Consider the following 14,905-nt stretch of genomic DNA (forward strand, 5'->3'; position numbering starts at 1 on the left):
TGACCACAATGGGTTCGGACGGCGAGCATCCAATGGCAGCTCGCTGCGCCGGAGTGGCCGTGTGGATGGGAGTGTGGTGGCTGACCGAAGTCGTACCATTGGCTGTGACCGCGCTGCTTCCGCTTGTGCTGTTTCCGGTTTTGGGTGTAATGAGTGCGAGCCGCGTTGCCGCGAACTACACGAACGACGTGATCTTTCTTTTTCTCGGCGGTTTCATGGTCGCGTTGGCAATGGAGCGGTGGGACCTTCACAAACGCATCGCGCTGCACGTTATTCTATTGATCCGCGGAAGCGTCGGATTGACGCTCTTGGGATTCATGGTGGCGACGGCATTCCTGTCGATGTGGATTTCGAACACGGCGGCGACGATGATGATGGTGCCGATTGCTTCGGCCGTGCTGGCAAGATATGACGTCCTGTTGGGCAAGGACGCATCCGCGAAGATAGCGGTCGGGTTGCTTTTGGGGATTGCCTACGCGGCCTCAATCGGCGGAATCGCGACGCTCGTGGGCACGCCGCCGAACTTGGTTTTCGTTCAACTTTTCAAAATTGAGTTTCCGAACGCGCCGGAAATCAGTTTTGCGACGTGGCTGTTTTTCGCGTTTCCTTTGACGGTTATGCTGTTGTTCGCAGCATGGGGCGTACTGCGTGTGCTATATGTTCCGAAAGTAGAGTCGTTTTCCTCGACGCGGGACGTGTTTCGCGGGGAGCTGCGTGAGCTTGGCACAATGCGGAGGGAAGAAAAAGTCGTTGCCGTCGTGTTCGCGGTTATGGCCATGCTGTGGATTACGCGACGACCCCTGACTTTGGGAGCAGTAACCATTCCGGGGTGGTCTGAACTCTTGCCCGAACCGGGGTATGTGGGGGACGGCACGGTAGCATTGGCTCTGGCCTGCGTGTTGTTTTTGATTTCGGCCAAAGACCGATCCACGCAGATTCTGGATTGGGAAACCGCCCGCAAATTGCCGTGGCGAATTGTGCTGTTGTTCGGCGGAGGGTTTGCATTGGCTGGAGCGATTTTGGAAAGCGGCCTATCCGAAGTTATTGGATTGAAGATGCACGCTTTGGCCGCCCTCTCCCCCACCTCGATGACGGCATCGGTGTGCACATTGCTGACCTTTGTCACCGAGCTCACATCGAATACGGCGACGACACAAATCGCACTGCCGATTCTCGCGGCAACAGCGGTGGCGGTCCATAGAAATCCGATGTTCCTAATGATTCCGGCGACACTCTCGGCCTCGTGCGCCTTCATGATGCCGGTCGCGACCCCTCCCAACGCAATTATATTCGGCACCGGTAGAATCAAAGTATACCAGATGGCCAAAGCAGGGATTCTCCTGAACTTAATCGGGATTGTCTTGATTACCGGCTGGATGATGCTGATGGGAGCGGCATTCTTGGGCAGTGGTCCTGCGGAGTTTCCGGCGTGGGCCGTACGGGGATAGTAGCCACAAATTTTCTTTGTTTCGATTCGACACTCAACCATTCGCATGAAAACTTGTCAAACCAATAGACCGCCTGAGGAGAGCTTGAAGTACCAATACTTGAATTTGCAACTCGGAGGACCCGATCATGACTAAGCTGCTTGCACCCTTCCTCTTGATTTTGATGTTTGCGCAATTGGCGGTCGCGCAGAATCAGATTCTCACGATTTCACCGGACAGCGCGCCACAGGGAACGGCGAATCTAACGGTGACTTTCACGCTCGACACCGATGATCCGCCCGCTCCTCCGCAGGAGATCTTGCCTCAAAGCGTCGTAATCGGTACGATGGCGGGCTCGTCCATTGCGCATACAAGTCAGTTCGTGGTAACGGCGCAATTTACGATTGGAACAAACGAAGCGACTGGAGCTTACGACGCCGTAATCACATTCCAAACTCCGAACGGGCCGGTGACGTTTTCAATGGCGAATGGTTTCACGATCACGTCGGGCGGAAACGTGGGACCGACAGTGACGGCGGCCCCGCAACCGCAGACGGTTGTGGCCGGACGCACGGCGATATTTCATGTTGGAGCGATTGGGACTCCGGAGCTCGCCTATCAGTGGCAGAAGGACGGCGAGAATGTCGGCGCGGGAAGTGCCGACTTTGAGATTTCAAACGCTGCGGTCGACGACGCGGGCGACTACCGGTGTATCGTGACAAACGACTTCGGCGGGGACACGTCCGCCACGGCACATTTGACGGTTGTCTCACTTCAACCGGGAAGCACTCCCGTTGTAGACACGGATGAAGAAACGTGCTACAACAACACGTCGGTGATCGGTTGCGCAAGCGAAGGGCAACCGTTTTACGGACAGGACGCGCAGTTTGTCGGAAATTACTCAGACTATACGGTCAGTGGCGACGGACTGACGGTCTTCGACAACGTCACGGGTTTGACGTGGCAGAGAAGTCCTGACGTCAATCGAGACGGACGAATCCTGGCCAATGACAAATTGACGTTGACGGAGATGCAGGTCTATCCGGCGTCGCTGAATGCCGAGAATTTCGGTGGGTACGACGACTGGAGATTGCCGACGATCAAAGAACTTTACTCTCTGATACTGTTCACGGGAACGGATCCGAGCGGCATGGAAGACAATCCGAATGTGATCCCGTTCATCGACGACTCGGCTTTTGAGTTTGCCTACGGGGACACGACGGCAGGTGAAAGACTCATCGACGCGCAGTTCGGAACAAGCACGATCTATGTCAGTCACGTAAGCGAAGATCTGCTCTTTGGAGTGAATTTCGCGGACGGCAGAATCAAAGGTTACGGTCTCCTTATTCAAGGTCAGGACAAGACGTTTTTTGTGATCTGCGTGCGCGGACCCGCAGCTTATGGGCTAAACAATTTTGTGGACAACGGCGACAGTACGATTACGGATTTGTCGACCGGGTTGATGTGGTCACAGATGGACAGTCGCGAAGGGATGAATTGGCAGGAAGCGCTCGCGTGGGCGCAGGAGAAGAATAGCGAGAACTTTTTGGGACATAACGATTGGCGGCTGCCAAATGTGAAAGAGCTGCAGACGCTGCTCGACTACACGCGTGCGCCAGACGTAACGAATTCCGCGGCGATTGATCCACTGTTTCAGATCAGCGGGATTACGAACGAAGCCGGACAAGCGGACTATCCGTACTTCTGGTCGAATACGACACACGCGAATCTGGGACCGCAGCCGGGTGGGTATGCTTCTTATGTTGCTTTCGGTCGAGCGATGGGCTATTTGGACGGAAGTTGGCGCGATGTGCACGGCGCGGGCGCACAACGCAGCGATCCAAAAGACGGCGATCCCGACGACTATCCGTTCGGACATGGGCCGCAAGGTGACGCGATACATATTTTCAACTATGTTAGATTGGTGCGTGAGATCGACATGACTCCGGCGAAAGATGAGCGCGGCGGGGCATTACCTGAAGAGTTTAGGCTCTATCAAAATTATCCGAATCCGTTCAATCCGTCAACGACAGTTGAGTTTGATCTTGCTCATGCGGAGACTGTTGAACTCTCGGTGTACAATATCGGCGGACAGAAAGTGGCGACGCTTGTGGACGGGCTTCAGGCAGCAGGGAGCCACTCGGTGACTTGGAATGGGAGGTCCTCGACGGGAGAGGCTGTGGCCAGCGGAATTTATGTGTACACGCTTGCGAATGGCCCTTCGAAGCTCAGCCGGAAGATGCTGCTACTGAAATAGACCCTAATTAACCTGCTGAAAAGTCCTTGCTTACGCGAGGACTTTTTGTTTTGTACGTCTTCTCTATGCGATAGCGGACGCAGCCGCTCTTGGGAACAAGGTTGACTTATTGTCAGTTTATTCTTAAATAGGAATTGTTACTATTTGATAAGAGGAGGCAAAATGAGCGAACAGCAAGTGGCGGAGATGATCGAGAAGCTGCGGGAGTCGGGGGTGAAGTTGACTCACCAGCGGATGGAGATTTTCCGGGAAATCGTAGGGCGAACGGATCATCCGGACGCGGCGTCGATTTATGAAAGCGTGCGCAAGCGGCTGCCGACGGTATCGCTCGATACGGTTTATCGAACGCTGTCGATGCTCAAAGATGCAGGACTGATTTCGACGCTTGGGCCGAGTCAGGATCGCGTGCGATTCGATGCCAATGTTGCGCCGCATCATCATTTTGTCTGCACGAAGTGCGGGAAGACTGAGGATTTTTATTGCGAAGAGTTCGATTCGCTGCGCGTGCCGGGCGACGTACTGAAGATGGGCGTCGTCGAACATTCGCACGTGGAACTGCGGGGAATTTGCGCGGAATGCAGAAAGTCAAATTGAAATAGATTCATTCACATAGTCCGTTCACAAACGAAAATTGAAAGAGGTTGATACAATGTCGAAAGACAAGAAGACCTTGACCACGAGTCAAGGCGCACCAGTTCCGAATGATTTGAATACGATGACGGCGGGCGAACGCGGCCCGGCGCTGGCGCAGGATATTCATCTGTTTGACAAGTTGGCACACTTCGACCGCGAACGCATTCCAGAGCGCGTCGTGCATGCCAAGGGCGCGGGCGCGTGGGGTTATTTTGAAGTAACTCACGACGTGACGAAGTACACTCGGGCAAATTTCCTGTCGAAGGTCGGCAAGCGCACGGACGTGTTCGCGCGTTTTTCGACGGTCGGCGGCGAAAAGGGCTCGGCGGATACGGAGCGCGATCCGCGCGGATTTGCCGTGAAGTTTTACACGGAAGAAGGCAACTACGATTTCGTGGGCAACAACACTCCGGTGTTTTTCATTCGCGATCCGCTGAAGTTTCCGGATTTCATTCACACGCAGAAGCGCAATCCGGCGACGAATCTCAAGGACGCCGATATGTTCTGGGATTTTCTGTCGTTGACTCCCGAATCCGTGCATCAAGTGACGGTGCTATTTTCCGACCGCGGCACTCCGAATGGCTACCGTCATATGAACGGCTATAGCGGCCACACCTTCATGTGGTACAACGAAAAGAACGAATACGTGTGGGTGAAGATTCACTTCAAGCGCGATCAAGGCAACAAGACGCTTACTCGTGAAGAGGCCTGCAAGCTCGCGGGTGAAGATCCGGATTTCGCGACTCGTGATCTTTACAATGCAATCAAGGGTGGGGATTTCCCGTCGTGGACGGTCTATGTGCAGGTTATGACTCCGGAGCAAGTGGAGAAATACCGTTTCAACTCTTTTGACATCACCAAAGTTTGGCCGCACAAGGATGCGCCGCTGATTCCGGTGGGCAAGATGGTGTTGAACAAGAATCCAGAAAACTATTTTGCCGATACCGAACAGGCGGCGTTTTCGCCGGGGACGGTTGTACCGGGGATCGCTCCGTCACCGGATAAGATGCTGCAAGGAAGACTCTTCAGCTATCACGACACGCACCGTCATCGTTTGGGAACGAACTATCATTTGATCAACGTAAATTCTCCGCGTGTCAGTGGTGAACACAATAACCAGCGCGACGGACACATGCGCACGGACGGCAATGGCGGCGGCGCACCGAACTATTGGCCGAACAGCTTTGGCGGTCCGGCTCCCGACGCGAAGTATGCCGAGCCGCCGGTTCCGCTGACGGGTGTGATCGACCGTTTTGGCTATGAACTGACGGACGATGATTTCGTGCAGCCGGGCGCTCTGTTCCGCGAGGTGATGTCGGACACGGACCGCGCGCACTTGATCGGCAATCTGGTTGCGCACATGAAGAATGCGCAGGTGCGGATTCAGAAGCGGCAGACGGCTCTGTTTTACAAGGCGGACAAGGCCTACGGCGAAGGCGTTGCGAAGGGATTAGGTCTCGACGTTGCAGAGATCGCAAAGCTGGCGGCGATGACGCAAGAAGAGCGGGTCAAGGCCACTGAGAAGTAGTCGAACTCTTTTTACAGAATGCGAAAAGTCCCCGCAGGTGCGGGGACTTTCGCTTTTTTTGCGTCCAACCGGATCAGGCGTACGTGTCCACTTGCTGTGACCAGAATCCTCCAAGGAATTTGGTCAGCGGGTGATCGGCGCCGAGACGTTCGAGTTTAGACAGATAAGATTGTTCGACTGTCTCAGGCTGCTTTTGAGCAGCCGCAGCGTCGGTGGTGGCGGATTGTACAATCGCAGCCAGATTAGTACCGGTTGAGATTCCTGAAGCTTCCATGGAAACCTCCCTCTTCTTTAACGATACGCAACGAATTCTTCGGAAGGTGAGTCTGCGATTGCGGTGCAATTCACCAGAAACACGGACCTTAGTGTTAATATCGGCAAAGTGACGGAAGAACTTTAATTTTGGCTTGACTGCGGCAAAACGGCCAACAAATCCAAAGCCCGCTGGAGATCGGGGTTCAGTTTGAGGGCGTTTTGCGCGGCGCTGCGAGACTCTTCGAACAGCCCGTTGTCAAAACTTGCGGAAGCAAGCTCATACCACAACTGCGGATCGTCCGGACAAGCGGAAGTCGCTTGCCGCAAGTAGAAGAGAGCTTCTTCGGGGAAGCCGAGACCCAAGTTTGCTTGTGCGATCTCTTGCAGCTTGGATGCGCGTAAGCAAGCGGCGTCATCGAGTGCTTCGAGCGCGGACAGGGCTCGCACTCGCTGTGCATTCAGTGTGATAAACGGCAAGTCCGACCTGAGACGCGCGGCCGTTTCCCACAGTCCGGCCGAGCGGTCGAGGTCACCGAGCATTTCGTAAATGGTCGCGGCGTCGACGTAGGCGTGAATTTCGTCCGGATTGGTTTCAGTTGACTTCACATAGAGTTTGGCGGCGCGTTCGAGATTATCGCGCGAAATCGTGCCGTCAAGGTCCGTGTCATTCCACAGCGCGAGAGCTTCATCACATGTCTTGGGGTGGCCGCTCGGCTCGTCATCGTCGTAGCTTTCAATTTCGGGCACGTCGATCCGGCTGTTTTCCCAATTCCTGAGCGCCGTCGAGTCGCTTGCGATTCGATTCATGTCCGTTTTCTTTGCAATCAGCGCAGGGTCGTCAGGCGTAAGCGCGACCAGCCGGCTGAATGCGCGCGCGGCTTCCACAGCAAAACCGTGGCGTTCGCAGAGCATCGCGTAGTTGAGCAGAAGATGCTTGTCTTCCGGTCTTTTCTCAAGCTCCCGGCGGAGGATTTGCACCGCGTCGAGGATTTGCCCGTCGTTATAGAAGTCGGCAGCCAATCCAACTTGGATTTCCGCCGAATCCGGATAGGCAGCGGCGAGGCGGCGAATGCGCAGTTTCTCGGACATGCGCGGAAGCACTGTCAGAATACCTTTGCCTTCGGGAGACGATTCAATCCCGCGCAATACAACGGCGGCGGAATCGTATTCGCCCATCGCAAGCTCGGTACGGAGTAAGTTTATGCGCGCGTAAGAATGCTCAGGCTTCTCCGCGATAGCAAGTTCGAGTTCGTTCTTTGCGTCGTCAAACCGTCCCGCGTTCATGTAAAAGAGTCCGAGCGAATTGCGAACGGTGGCATCTTCCGGCACGCGCGCGAGGTAGTTTTCGAAATGACGAATTTTTTCGGGACATGCATTCAGGTGGTGCTCGACGTTCGCATCGTGAATGCCTGCATCGGCGGCAACCACGGCGGCTTCGGCAAATTTCGATTGATCTCCGGTGAGAAATCCGAGCGTGAGCCTGCGACCCAAATCTTCGTAAGCGTCCATCTTGACGTCAAAGCTGTCGGGCGGCGAGCTTTTGGGATTGATGTAGGAGCGAATCGATTCTTGAAAACGCACAAGATCGACGCAGTTGTCGTTGCCTTGCCGATCTTGTTCAATAATGAACTGCGCATAGGGCAAGTCGTCGGTGCTGACTTTGTCAAAGCCCGAGAGCATCTTCTCGACGCCATCTTCACCGAGCGAGAAGAAGCTCAGGAATTTTTCGGGAGTATCAACACCGAATTCGGCCAATCCGCCCTTCTCGTACAATGGCTCGAGGCGCTTCGCCAAATCATTGTAGTCGATGTCGAGTCTTTCGGGAGTTCCGAGCATCAGAAACTGCGAAGATCCGTGAATGACCCAGACGCTCATGTGCGGGAAGACGCTGCGGAACGTGTTCAGAATGACTTTGATCGCGTCGGCGGGCAAGGGAATCAGAGCCCACTGACAAAATATTCCGCCGGGTTTCAACCGACTTTGAACGAGCTTGTAGAATTCTTGTGAATAAAGCGTCCACGAGTCGAACATTTTGGGATTCGTGGCGTCGGAGATAATCAAAGAGTATTGTTTGGGATCGAGCAGCAGCGCATTGCGGCCGTCATTGACGACCTGATGGAAGTTTGGCTGATTGTAGACGTCGAGATTCTCGCGCGTGTATGCTTCCGCAATGCCACGAATGTCGGGATTCAAGTCGACGACGTCGAGCGAGCGGACATTCGTGGCCGTAGCTCCCGCGGACATGCCCGCACCGAACGCGATCATCAGCGCATCGTCAGGGTTCTCATGCACGACAGTGGGAAGCAGTCCCAAGAGCTTGAAGAGCTGTACGTGCCACAGGCGGGACGACGCTTCGTTTACGGCATTGAGGTGAAAATCTTTGTAGCCGAGCTTGTTGAAATCGTAGACCAGAACGTTCGCGACTTTGCCTTCTTTGTAGTAGACGATATCCGCATAAGGATGCGCAGCTTGAAAAAGACTTTTGAAGATATCTTTGGGAGCCGTGAAAACCAACGCCGCGATAGCGACTCCGAACAAAACGGCCCACGTCGGTCGGGCACGCGGCGTCACCACGGCAAACAGGGGCAAAAGTGCGGCGACAAAATTCAGCGAAGCAACTAACAACACGCCGTAGAGCAGGCCAAGCTCGGGAAGAATGATGAACCCCGCCGTAAACGCGCCGAAGATTGCACCGACCGTATTGACTGCATAAACCGTCCCGACACTTGTGCCCTCGCGGTTCGTGCCTTTGCGGCAGATTTGAATCGCGAGCGGAACGGCGATGCCCATCATTACCGTCGGGCCAATCATAATCAAAGCCGTTTTGGCAAGAGTCAACGTCTCGTCGAAATTGTCATAGAGCGACGAATGGAAAATCTTGAACAGAAACGGAGTGGCATAGGAGATTGCGCCGATCCCGACTTGCAAGCCGACGAAGAGTTTGACCGGACTCTTGCTGTTTGAAAGGAAACGCGCGTAAAGCAAGCTGCCGAGCGCGATGCCGATCAGGAACGTGCCGAGTATCGCCGTGAAGGAATAGATGTTGTTGTGCAGGAACAAATTGAGCATACGGGTCCAGAAGACTTCGTAGGCCAGCGCGCAGTAGCCCGATATGCCGATGCTCAACAAGACCATTTTCACAGCCAACGGACTTTGGGCGAAAGTCGAAGGTTCAGAATCAGAAGGCTCTTCCTTTGCGCTCGCGACGGCTTCTTGGGGATTTTTTCCCAGCGACCACGCGATCAGCGCCACGCCGAGATTAATCGCGACGGCCACCCAAGTGGTATGCTGCATGCCGAGTTCGCGCAGGAGAAAATAACCACAAGCAAAAGTTCCGAGCACAGCGCCGATAGTGTTCAGTCCGTAGAGAAAACCGGTTTCGAATCCTATCTTCGATTCGACACTCGTGAAACGCTTGATCAGCACGGGCAGCGTGCCCCCCATAAGGAACGTGGGAACTCCAATGATCAGAAAGCTGACCAAGAAGCGCACAAGGTTCAGCGTGACGATGTTTGTCGCGGCTCCTTTGTACAGCCACACATAGAGCGGCGTCGCGGCATCGAGTACGAGCGGAAAGAGCAATGCAAAAATGCCGACCCCAGCTTCGAGGACGGCATAGACGCGAATCAATGATCGCGGTTTACGGTCAATATACTTTCCAAGTACGTAACTGCCGGCGGCAAGTCCGCCCATAAACGCACTGAGCACAGTGCTCGTGGCGAGCATGGTATTGCCAAAGACAAGTACAAGCAGTCTTGTCCAGACGATTTGGTAGATCAGTCCGGAAACACCTGACAGCAAAAAGAGCGAATAAATTAGGAATCTGTAGCTTCGATTATCGGACACAATAATGACTCATTGGGGCAAGATATAACGTTTTGAATTCAATTAAATATAATGCCTTGGGCGATGAATAGCAAATAGATAGTGAAAACAATCACTTACTCGAAATTCAAGCGGCAAGGTCTCATTTTAACCTCCTCCGGACGGCGAAGTTGCCGAGAACTTAGCCAAGCCGTCGGTGGAAGAGAAACGATGCCGCACCGTCATTTGGCCAAATGTAAACTGATATCCCAAAGTAAAGAACGACTCTGGTATGCTCCAGTTTCCGGAAAGCAGGAAGAGGCGACGTACTGACACGTTCGTATTTAGAGCACCCCGGCTCGTCGATGAATATCAACGACTTTGCGGTATATGAAATATCCGGTATTGAAGTTCATAGATTTAGAACAAGACAATGTCACATTTTGAGGCACGAAGTCAACGATAAGAAAAGTTTTTTTGCATAAGCGTTATGTGAGAGCCTCACAGAACGAAACTAAATTGATTCGTAACAATGTACCATGCATCAAACGTAAGTGGGAGAGAACCTTTCAATCCTCTATCAAAGGGAGCATTTGCATGAAGCATGCGTTACGGGAGAGTTTGTATGTATACCTGGTCTTGGTAACAACGTTACCGTTGATCGGCGCAACCATTACGGTAGATCAAAGCACAGACCCGATTGACATCGATTGGCAAACTGCGACCATCGCGGATTTGCCGGGGCCGAACGGACGCGTTTCGTTTTCTGAGGCGAACATCGTCGCGAACAATACGCCGGGCAAAGACACGATCCTATTCGCGGTTCCTCAGAACGAGTGGGTATTTCAGTTTCAATATCCCGGCAGAGCTGTGATCCAATCTTCGTACACGTTTTTCTGGAGAGCATTCGAACCAGTGGTTGTAGACGGCAGGTCTCAAACGGCTTTCACCGGAGATACGAATCCTGACGGTGCGGAGGTTACGTTGTTTGGCGGCGAATACTATATGAACGCCGGAGAAAGCGAGCTTTACGGGTTTGACAGCGGCAGCATGAACGTCAGCGAATCCGACAACTACGTTAGCGGCAACACGGGGTTCATGAATCTTTCGATATTTGGCGGCAGCGGAAATGTCATTGAAGGGAACACGCTTGGAACCATCAAGATCGACCGCTCTGACAGCAATCTTGTAATCGGCAATGTGTGCAACCGGATTCGAGTTTGGGGTTTTTCGAGCACGGAACGGAACTACGGCGTAGTCATAGGCGGGCCGGAGCTTGGCGACCGGAACATCATTCTTGGATATGGCTCAATCAACAGCGAGGGATTGCCCGCCGGTCACGCGATTCAACTGTTCGAAACCGACGGTGCACTAATCGAGAACAACTGGATCGGCACATCGGCAAACGGCTTGGCGCAGGGAAACACCCTGTGTACCATGGGAATCAGCTTCGAGTCCGGAAATTTGAACACAGTCGTTCGAGACAACTTGATTTCCGGAATACTCGGCCACGGGACAGGTCCCCATCATGCGGGTCAGCTGTTCGGCAGAGGAATCATGCTTGGAGGAATGATCGATAACGTGGTCATCGAAAACAATGTGATCGGGCCCGACGCGAACGGAGATCCGACTCTTGGCAGCGTAATCGGAATCGAGATTGGGACCTACAACTACCTCGGGATTTCGGACCTCGTGATTTTGGACAACGTCATCGCAGGGCACCGTTTCGAAGGCGTAACGGTGGGAAACAATGTGGCTCAATCACGTCTGAGCCGCAATCTTATGTTTGCTAACGTGAGTTTGGGAATTGATTTGATCCCAAGCGGTTTCGGATACGGCGTGACACCGAATGACGTCTTGGATGGAGACACGGGCGGCAACGGTTTGCAGAACTTCCCAGTATTGACGGGAGCGGCAAAGAACGGGACATCAGTGGAAATTAGTGGAACACTTGGCAGCGCCGCAAACCTGACCTACACACTTGAGTTTTTTGCGTCACCGGAGTGCCACGCAACGGGCAACGGTGAAGGACAAATGTATGTGGGCAGCACGGCAGTGACTACGGACGGCTCGGGCAACGCAGCGTTTGACGCAACCTTTCCGGTATCCGTTCCGAACGGATGGGTGGTTTCTTCAACCGCAACACTTGAACCGGCAGGTTTGACATCGGAGTTTTCGGAATGCCTGCCGGTCACATCTGCTCCATGTTCCGAAATTCCGGCAAATGTCACACTCATGATTGACGGAGCCGGCGCGCATTTGCAGTGGACAGCAACGACTGATGCCACAGACTACGAGGTGTTTGCGGCGGCATCGTCAGAAGAGTCATTCATTTCTCTCGGCAATACCGGTGGTATGACGTCATTTACGGACGCAACCTACGCGGACTTCGACATGCGTCAATATTATGTCGTCGCAGTGTGCGAATAGTTCGCTTGCCGAAACAACAAGAAAGGGCTCGCAGTACGCGAGCCCTTTTGTCCTACGAAACGAGGCAGTGTTTAGAAATCATCCATCGAGTCGTTTCCGCCGTCGCGGCTGCCGCGCTGTTTCTTGAAGTTGTTGAACGAGAAGCCGAGACTAAGCGTGACGACAGGGGCGTCCATCGAAAAGTAGTTGTAGGAATACAATCCCGGAGACTCGGACGTGGACTCGCGTTTTCCCGAACCGAAGATATCGCGCACTTGAATGGCGGCATTAAGACGCTTCTCGAAGAAATCGCGGCGCAGTCCTGCGTTGCAAATGAAGCTGGCTTCCGATTTTTCCTGCGCCGTCACTTCGGGTCCTTCGTACTGCGCGTCAATTTGCAGCTTCGTGTTGCGATCCAGCGCGGTGATGTTATTCAGTTTGAACTCATAGCTGAAATCGTGATTGTCGAAAGAATAGTCGTTAAAACTCCCTTTGACGCGTTGATCAAACAGGCTTCCCGTCAAGGTCGTGGTCCATCCGCGTCTCCACGAAATATCCGTGCGCGCTTCGACACCGAGCGAGAATTCCTGACCGACGTTTTCAGGGCGCTGCAGCGTCACATTCTCTGCATAGGCGCTGCGAATCCGCTCAACGGTGTTGTGCTGAATCCGGTAGAAGCCTTCGAGCGAAGCGAACTGTTTCAAAAACTCCGTCTGATACCCCGTTTCATAAGAATCGATGAATTCGGGCTTGAGCTCGGGGTTGCCCTGCCTGACAGAATACGAATTCTCCCACGACAAGAACGGTTCAAGTTCCCACGGACGGGCATGTTCGACGCGGCGGGTGTAGCTTGCCATAAGCTGCTTGTGTCCGCCGAGAGAATAGGCCGTGTGTGCGGAGGGGTAAATGTCGAAACGATCAATTTTGAATTCTTCGCTGGTTTTGACCTGTTCGATTTTCCGGTAGAGATATTCGCCGCGCAATCCGGCTTGATACTCAAACCTGCCGATTGTGTTCGAGTACATCGTGTAGGCGGCGGGCAAAGTGCGGCGGAATTTCGTCGAATTGGTGAATTGCTCGTTAACAGCGTAGTTACCCGTGGCTGTGTCGAGCACACTTTGCGAGGTGTTGTCTTCAAAGCCGCCGGCCTGCACGGAGACCCCGCTCTCGAACTTTCCGTTTTCGGAAAGGGGACGAACGTAGTCGGACTTCAGCTCCATTCGCATGCCGGGACCGTCTTCGCTGGTTGCGATGCCGTCGACGAGAACACCTGCAGGACTGAACGTTTCATTCGTGCTGGTTTCGTCTCCGTCCCTCCTTCCGAAATTAAAATCCGCCGTCCACTTGTGATCTTCTTCCTTGAAGCGGTGCGTCCATCCCGCGAAACCGGAGACAAATTTGTGTTCCCGGTCGGAGTTGTTGCGGGAAGAGGTTACCAACTCGCCGTCGACCAAATCACTGAATTCTGTGTGCACATAGTCGGACGTACCGCCGAACGCGTGCATTCCAAACCGTCCGCCGAAGACAAGATTATTCTGTGTTCCGAAGGGCATATCCAACTCCGCGCGCAGGCCGCCGAAATCGCGATTGCGACTCGAACTGCCGTCCGATTTCAATGTCGTGGTAACATCTTCGAAGGTCGTGCGGGTTTCTGACCGGGATTCTCCGGGGTTATGGTTGATGCCGAGATTTCCGCTGACGGTCAGAGTGGTTTTGCCGACCGGGCGAATGAGAGAGAAATCGCCGCCGCGCCGCTCTTTCGTAGAGGAACGAACATTGACCAGACCGGAGATGTTGCTCGTGCCGCGATGCAGCATGACGACATTGATAATTCCGGCGGTACCTTCGGCACTGTAGCGCGACGAGGGGTTGGTGATGATTTCAATTTTGTCAATGGTGGCCGCGGGAATCTGCTGAAGGGCATCGTTGGCGTCAAGAATTGAGGGCCGTCCGTCGATCATCACCGTGAAATTCGAGCTGCCGCGAAGTTTGACGTTGCCTTCAATATCCACCGAAACTGCGGGCGCATTTGCGAGAACGTCCGTGGCCGTGCCGTTGGGAATGATGTTTTGCTGTGCGACGTTTATGACCTTTTTTTCGACGTGGTACTCGACAGGCACGCGTTGGCCCTCGACTGTCACTTCGTCGGCATGCAGCGCAGAGGGCAACAAGAGGATACTGCCCAAGTCGACGGATTTGTTGTCGCGATTGAGCGTAATATCCGGAACGGTCTTAAGATTGTAGCCCAAGAAACTTACGCGCGCGAAGTATCTGCCGGGCCTTAAGCTGTCAAGTTTGAAGAACCCGTCCGGCCCGGCCGCAATACCTGAGACCTGCGAACTATCTCGTGAGCTATGGAGTATGAAAGTGGCATATTCAAGCGGATCGTTTGACAACGAGTCCCGGATTGAGCCGGAAATCGAAAAGACAGGCATTTGGGCCTGAGCGGCCGTCACAAGAAGTAGAGAGATAAATAGAATCAGGAGGCGCAAGTGGTAATCCTTTTGTCAGTGTACGACCTTTAGACGCACGAGGAAGGGGTTTTGATTCCGGGCCGGACTTCCATTTTACGGAAAATCTGGCTAAATTCCA

9 protein-coding genes are annotated in these 14,905 nt (G+C 53.7%); 5 read left to right on the forward strand and 4 right to left on the reverse strand.

Going from position 1 to position 14,905, the window contains the following annotated elements; all coding sequences use genetic code 11:
- Positions 1–8: 8 nt before the first annotated feature.
- From H6507_07400 to H6507_07415, 4 genes are all read left to right on the forward strand, one after another.
- On the forward strand, positions 9–1,448 hold the full coding sequence (locus tag H6507_07400) for an SLC13/DASS family transporter (protein ID MCB9368912.1): 1,440 nt from the start codon (positions 9–11) through the stop codon (positions 1,446–1,448).
- 127 nt (positions 1,449–1,575) lie between these two features.
- The gene (locus H6507_07405; GenBank protein ID MCB9368913.1) at positions 1,576–3,684 is read left to right on the forward strand and encodes a DUF1566 domain-containing protein; all 2,109 of its coding nucleotides are present in this window, start codon (positions 1,576–1,578) and stop codon (positions 3,682–3,684) included.
- A 162-nt stretch (positions 3,685–3,846) separates the two neighbouring features.
- Entirely contained in the window at positions 3,847–4,278 is a 432-nt protein-coding gene (locus H6507_07410; protein MCB9368914.1) for a transcriptional repressor, read from the forward strand.
- A gap of 55 nt (positions 4,279–4,333) precedes the next feature.
- Positions 4,334–5,845: a catalase gene (locus tag H6507_07415; protein ID MCB9368915.1), complete on the forward strand. Its 1,512-nt coding sequence runs from the start codon at positions 4,334–4,336 to the stop codon at positions 5,843–5,845.
- A gap of 73 nt (positions 5,846–5,918) precedes the next feature.
- Here H6507_07415 and H6507_07420 read toward each other — a convergent pair whose 3' ends face one another.
- The 3 genes from H6507_07420 to H6507_07430 all read right to left on the reverse strand — a co-directional run bounded on the left by H6507_07420 (position 5,919) and on the right by H6507_07430 (position 10,240).
- Complete coding sequence (locus H6507_07420) at positions 5,919–6,119, reverse strand: hypothetical protein (protein ID MCB9368916.1); 201 nt, start codon at positions 6,117–6,119, stop codon at positions 5,919–5,921.
- Between the two features lie 122 nt (positions 6,120–6,241).
- Positions 6,242–9,946, reverse strand: a complete 3,705-nt coding sequence (locus H6507_07425; GenBank protein ID MCB9368917.1) for a fused MFS/spermidine synthase — start codon at positions 9,944–9,946, stop codon at positions 6,242–6,244.
- Between the two features lie 126 nt (positions 9,947–10,072).
- Positions 10,073–10,240, reverse strand: coding sequence for a hypothetical protein (locus tag H6507_07430; GenBank protein ID MCB9368918.1), 168 nt, complete (start codon positions 10,238–10,240; stop codon positions 10,073–10,075).
- 261 nt (positions 10,241–10,501) lie between these two features.
- On the opposite strand from H6507_07430, the gene H6507_07435 reads away from it, so the two are divergent.
- A complete protein-coding gene (locus H6507_07435; protein MCB9368919.1) occupies positions 10,502–12,334 on the forward strand; it encodes a right-handed parallel beta-helix repeat-containing protein in 1,833 nt (610 codons plus the stop codon).
- Positions 12,335–12,405: 71 nt separating this feature from the next.
- Here the strand turns inward: H6507_07435 and H6507_07440 are convergent, their stop codons facing one another.
- Positions 12,406–14,748: a TonB-dependent receptor gene (locus H6507_07440; protein MCB9368920.1), complete on the reverse strand. Its 2,343-nt coding sequence runs from the start codon at positions 14,746–14,748 to the stop codon at positions 12,406–12,408.
- Between the last annotated feature and the right edge of the window lie 157 nt (positions 14,749–14,905).

It is taken from the genome of Calditrichota bacterium (genome assembly GCA_020637445.1).
GTDB lineage: Bacteria > Electryoneota > RPQS01 > RPQS01 > RPQS01 > JABWCQ01.

Coding starts and splice junctions, on each gene's coding strand:
- H6507_07405 (MCB9368913.1), top strand. CDS start 1,576: ATGACTAAGCTGCTTGCACCCTTCCTCTTGATTTTGATGTTTGCGCAA.
- H6507_07400 (MCB9368912.1), top strand. CDS start 9: ATGGGTTCGGACGGCGAGCATCCAATGGCAGCTCGCTGCGCCGGAGTG.
- H6507_07440 (MCB9368920.1), bottom strand. CDS start 14,748: ATGCCTGTCTTTTCGATTTCCGGCTCAATCCGGGACTCGTTGTCAAAC.
- H6507_07435 (MCB9368919.1), top strand. CDS start 10,502: ATGAAGCATGCGTTACGGGAGAGTTTGTATGTATACCTGGTCTTGGTA.
- H6507_07410 (MCB9368914.1), top strand. CDS start 3,847: ATGAGCGAACAGCAAGTGGCGGAGATGATCGAGAAGCTGCGGGAGTCG.
- H6507_07415 (MCB9368915.1), top strand. CDS start 4,334: ATGTCGAAAGACAAGAAGACCTTGACCACGAGTCAAGGCGCACCAGTT.
- H6507_07420 (MCB9368916.1), bottom strand. CDS start 6,119: ATGGAAGCTTCAGGAATCTCAACCGGTACTAATCTGGCTGCGATTGTA.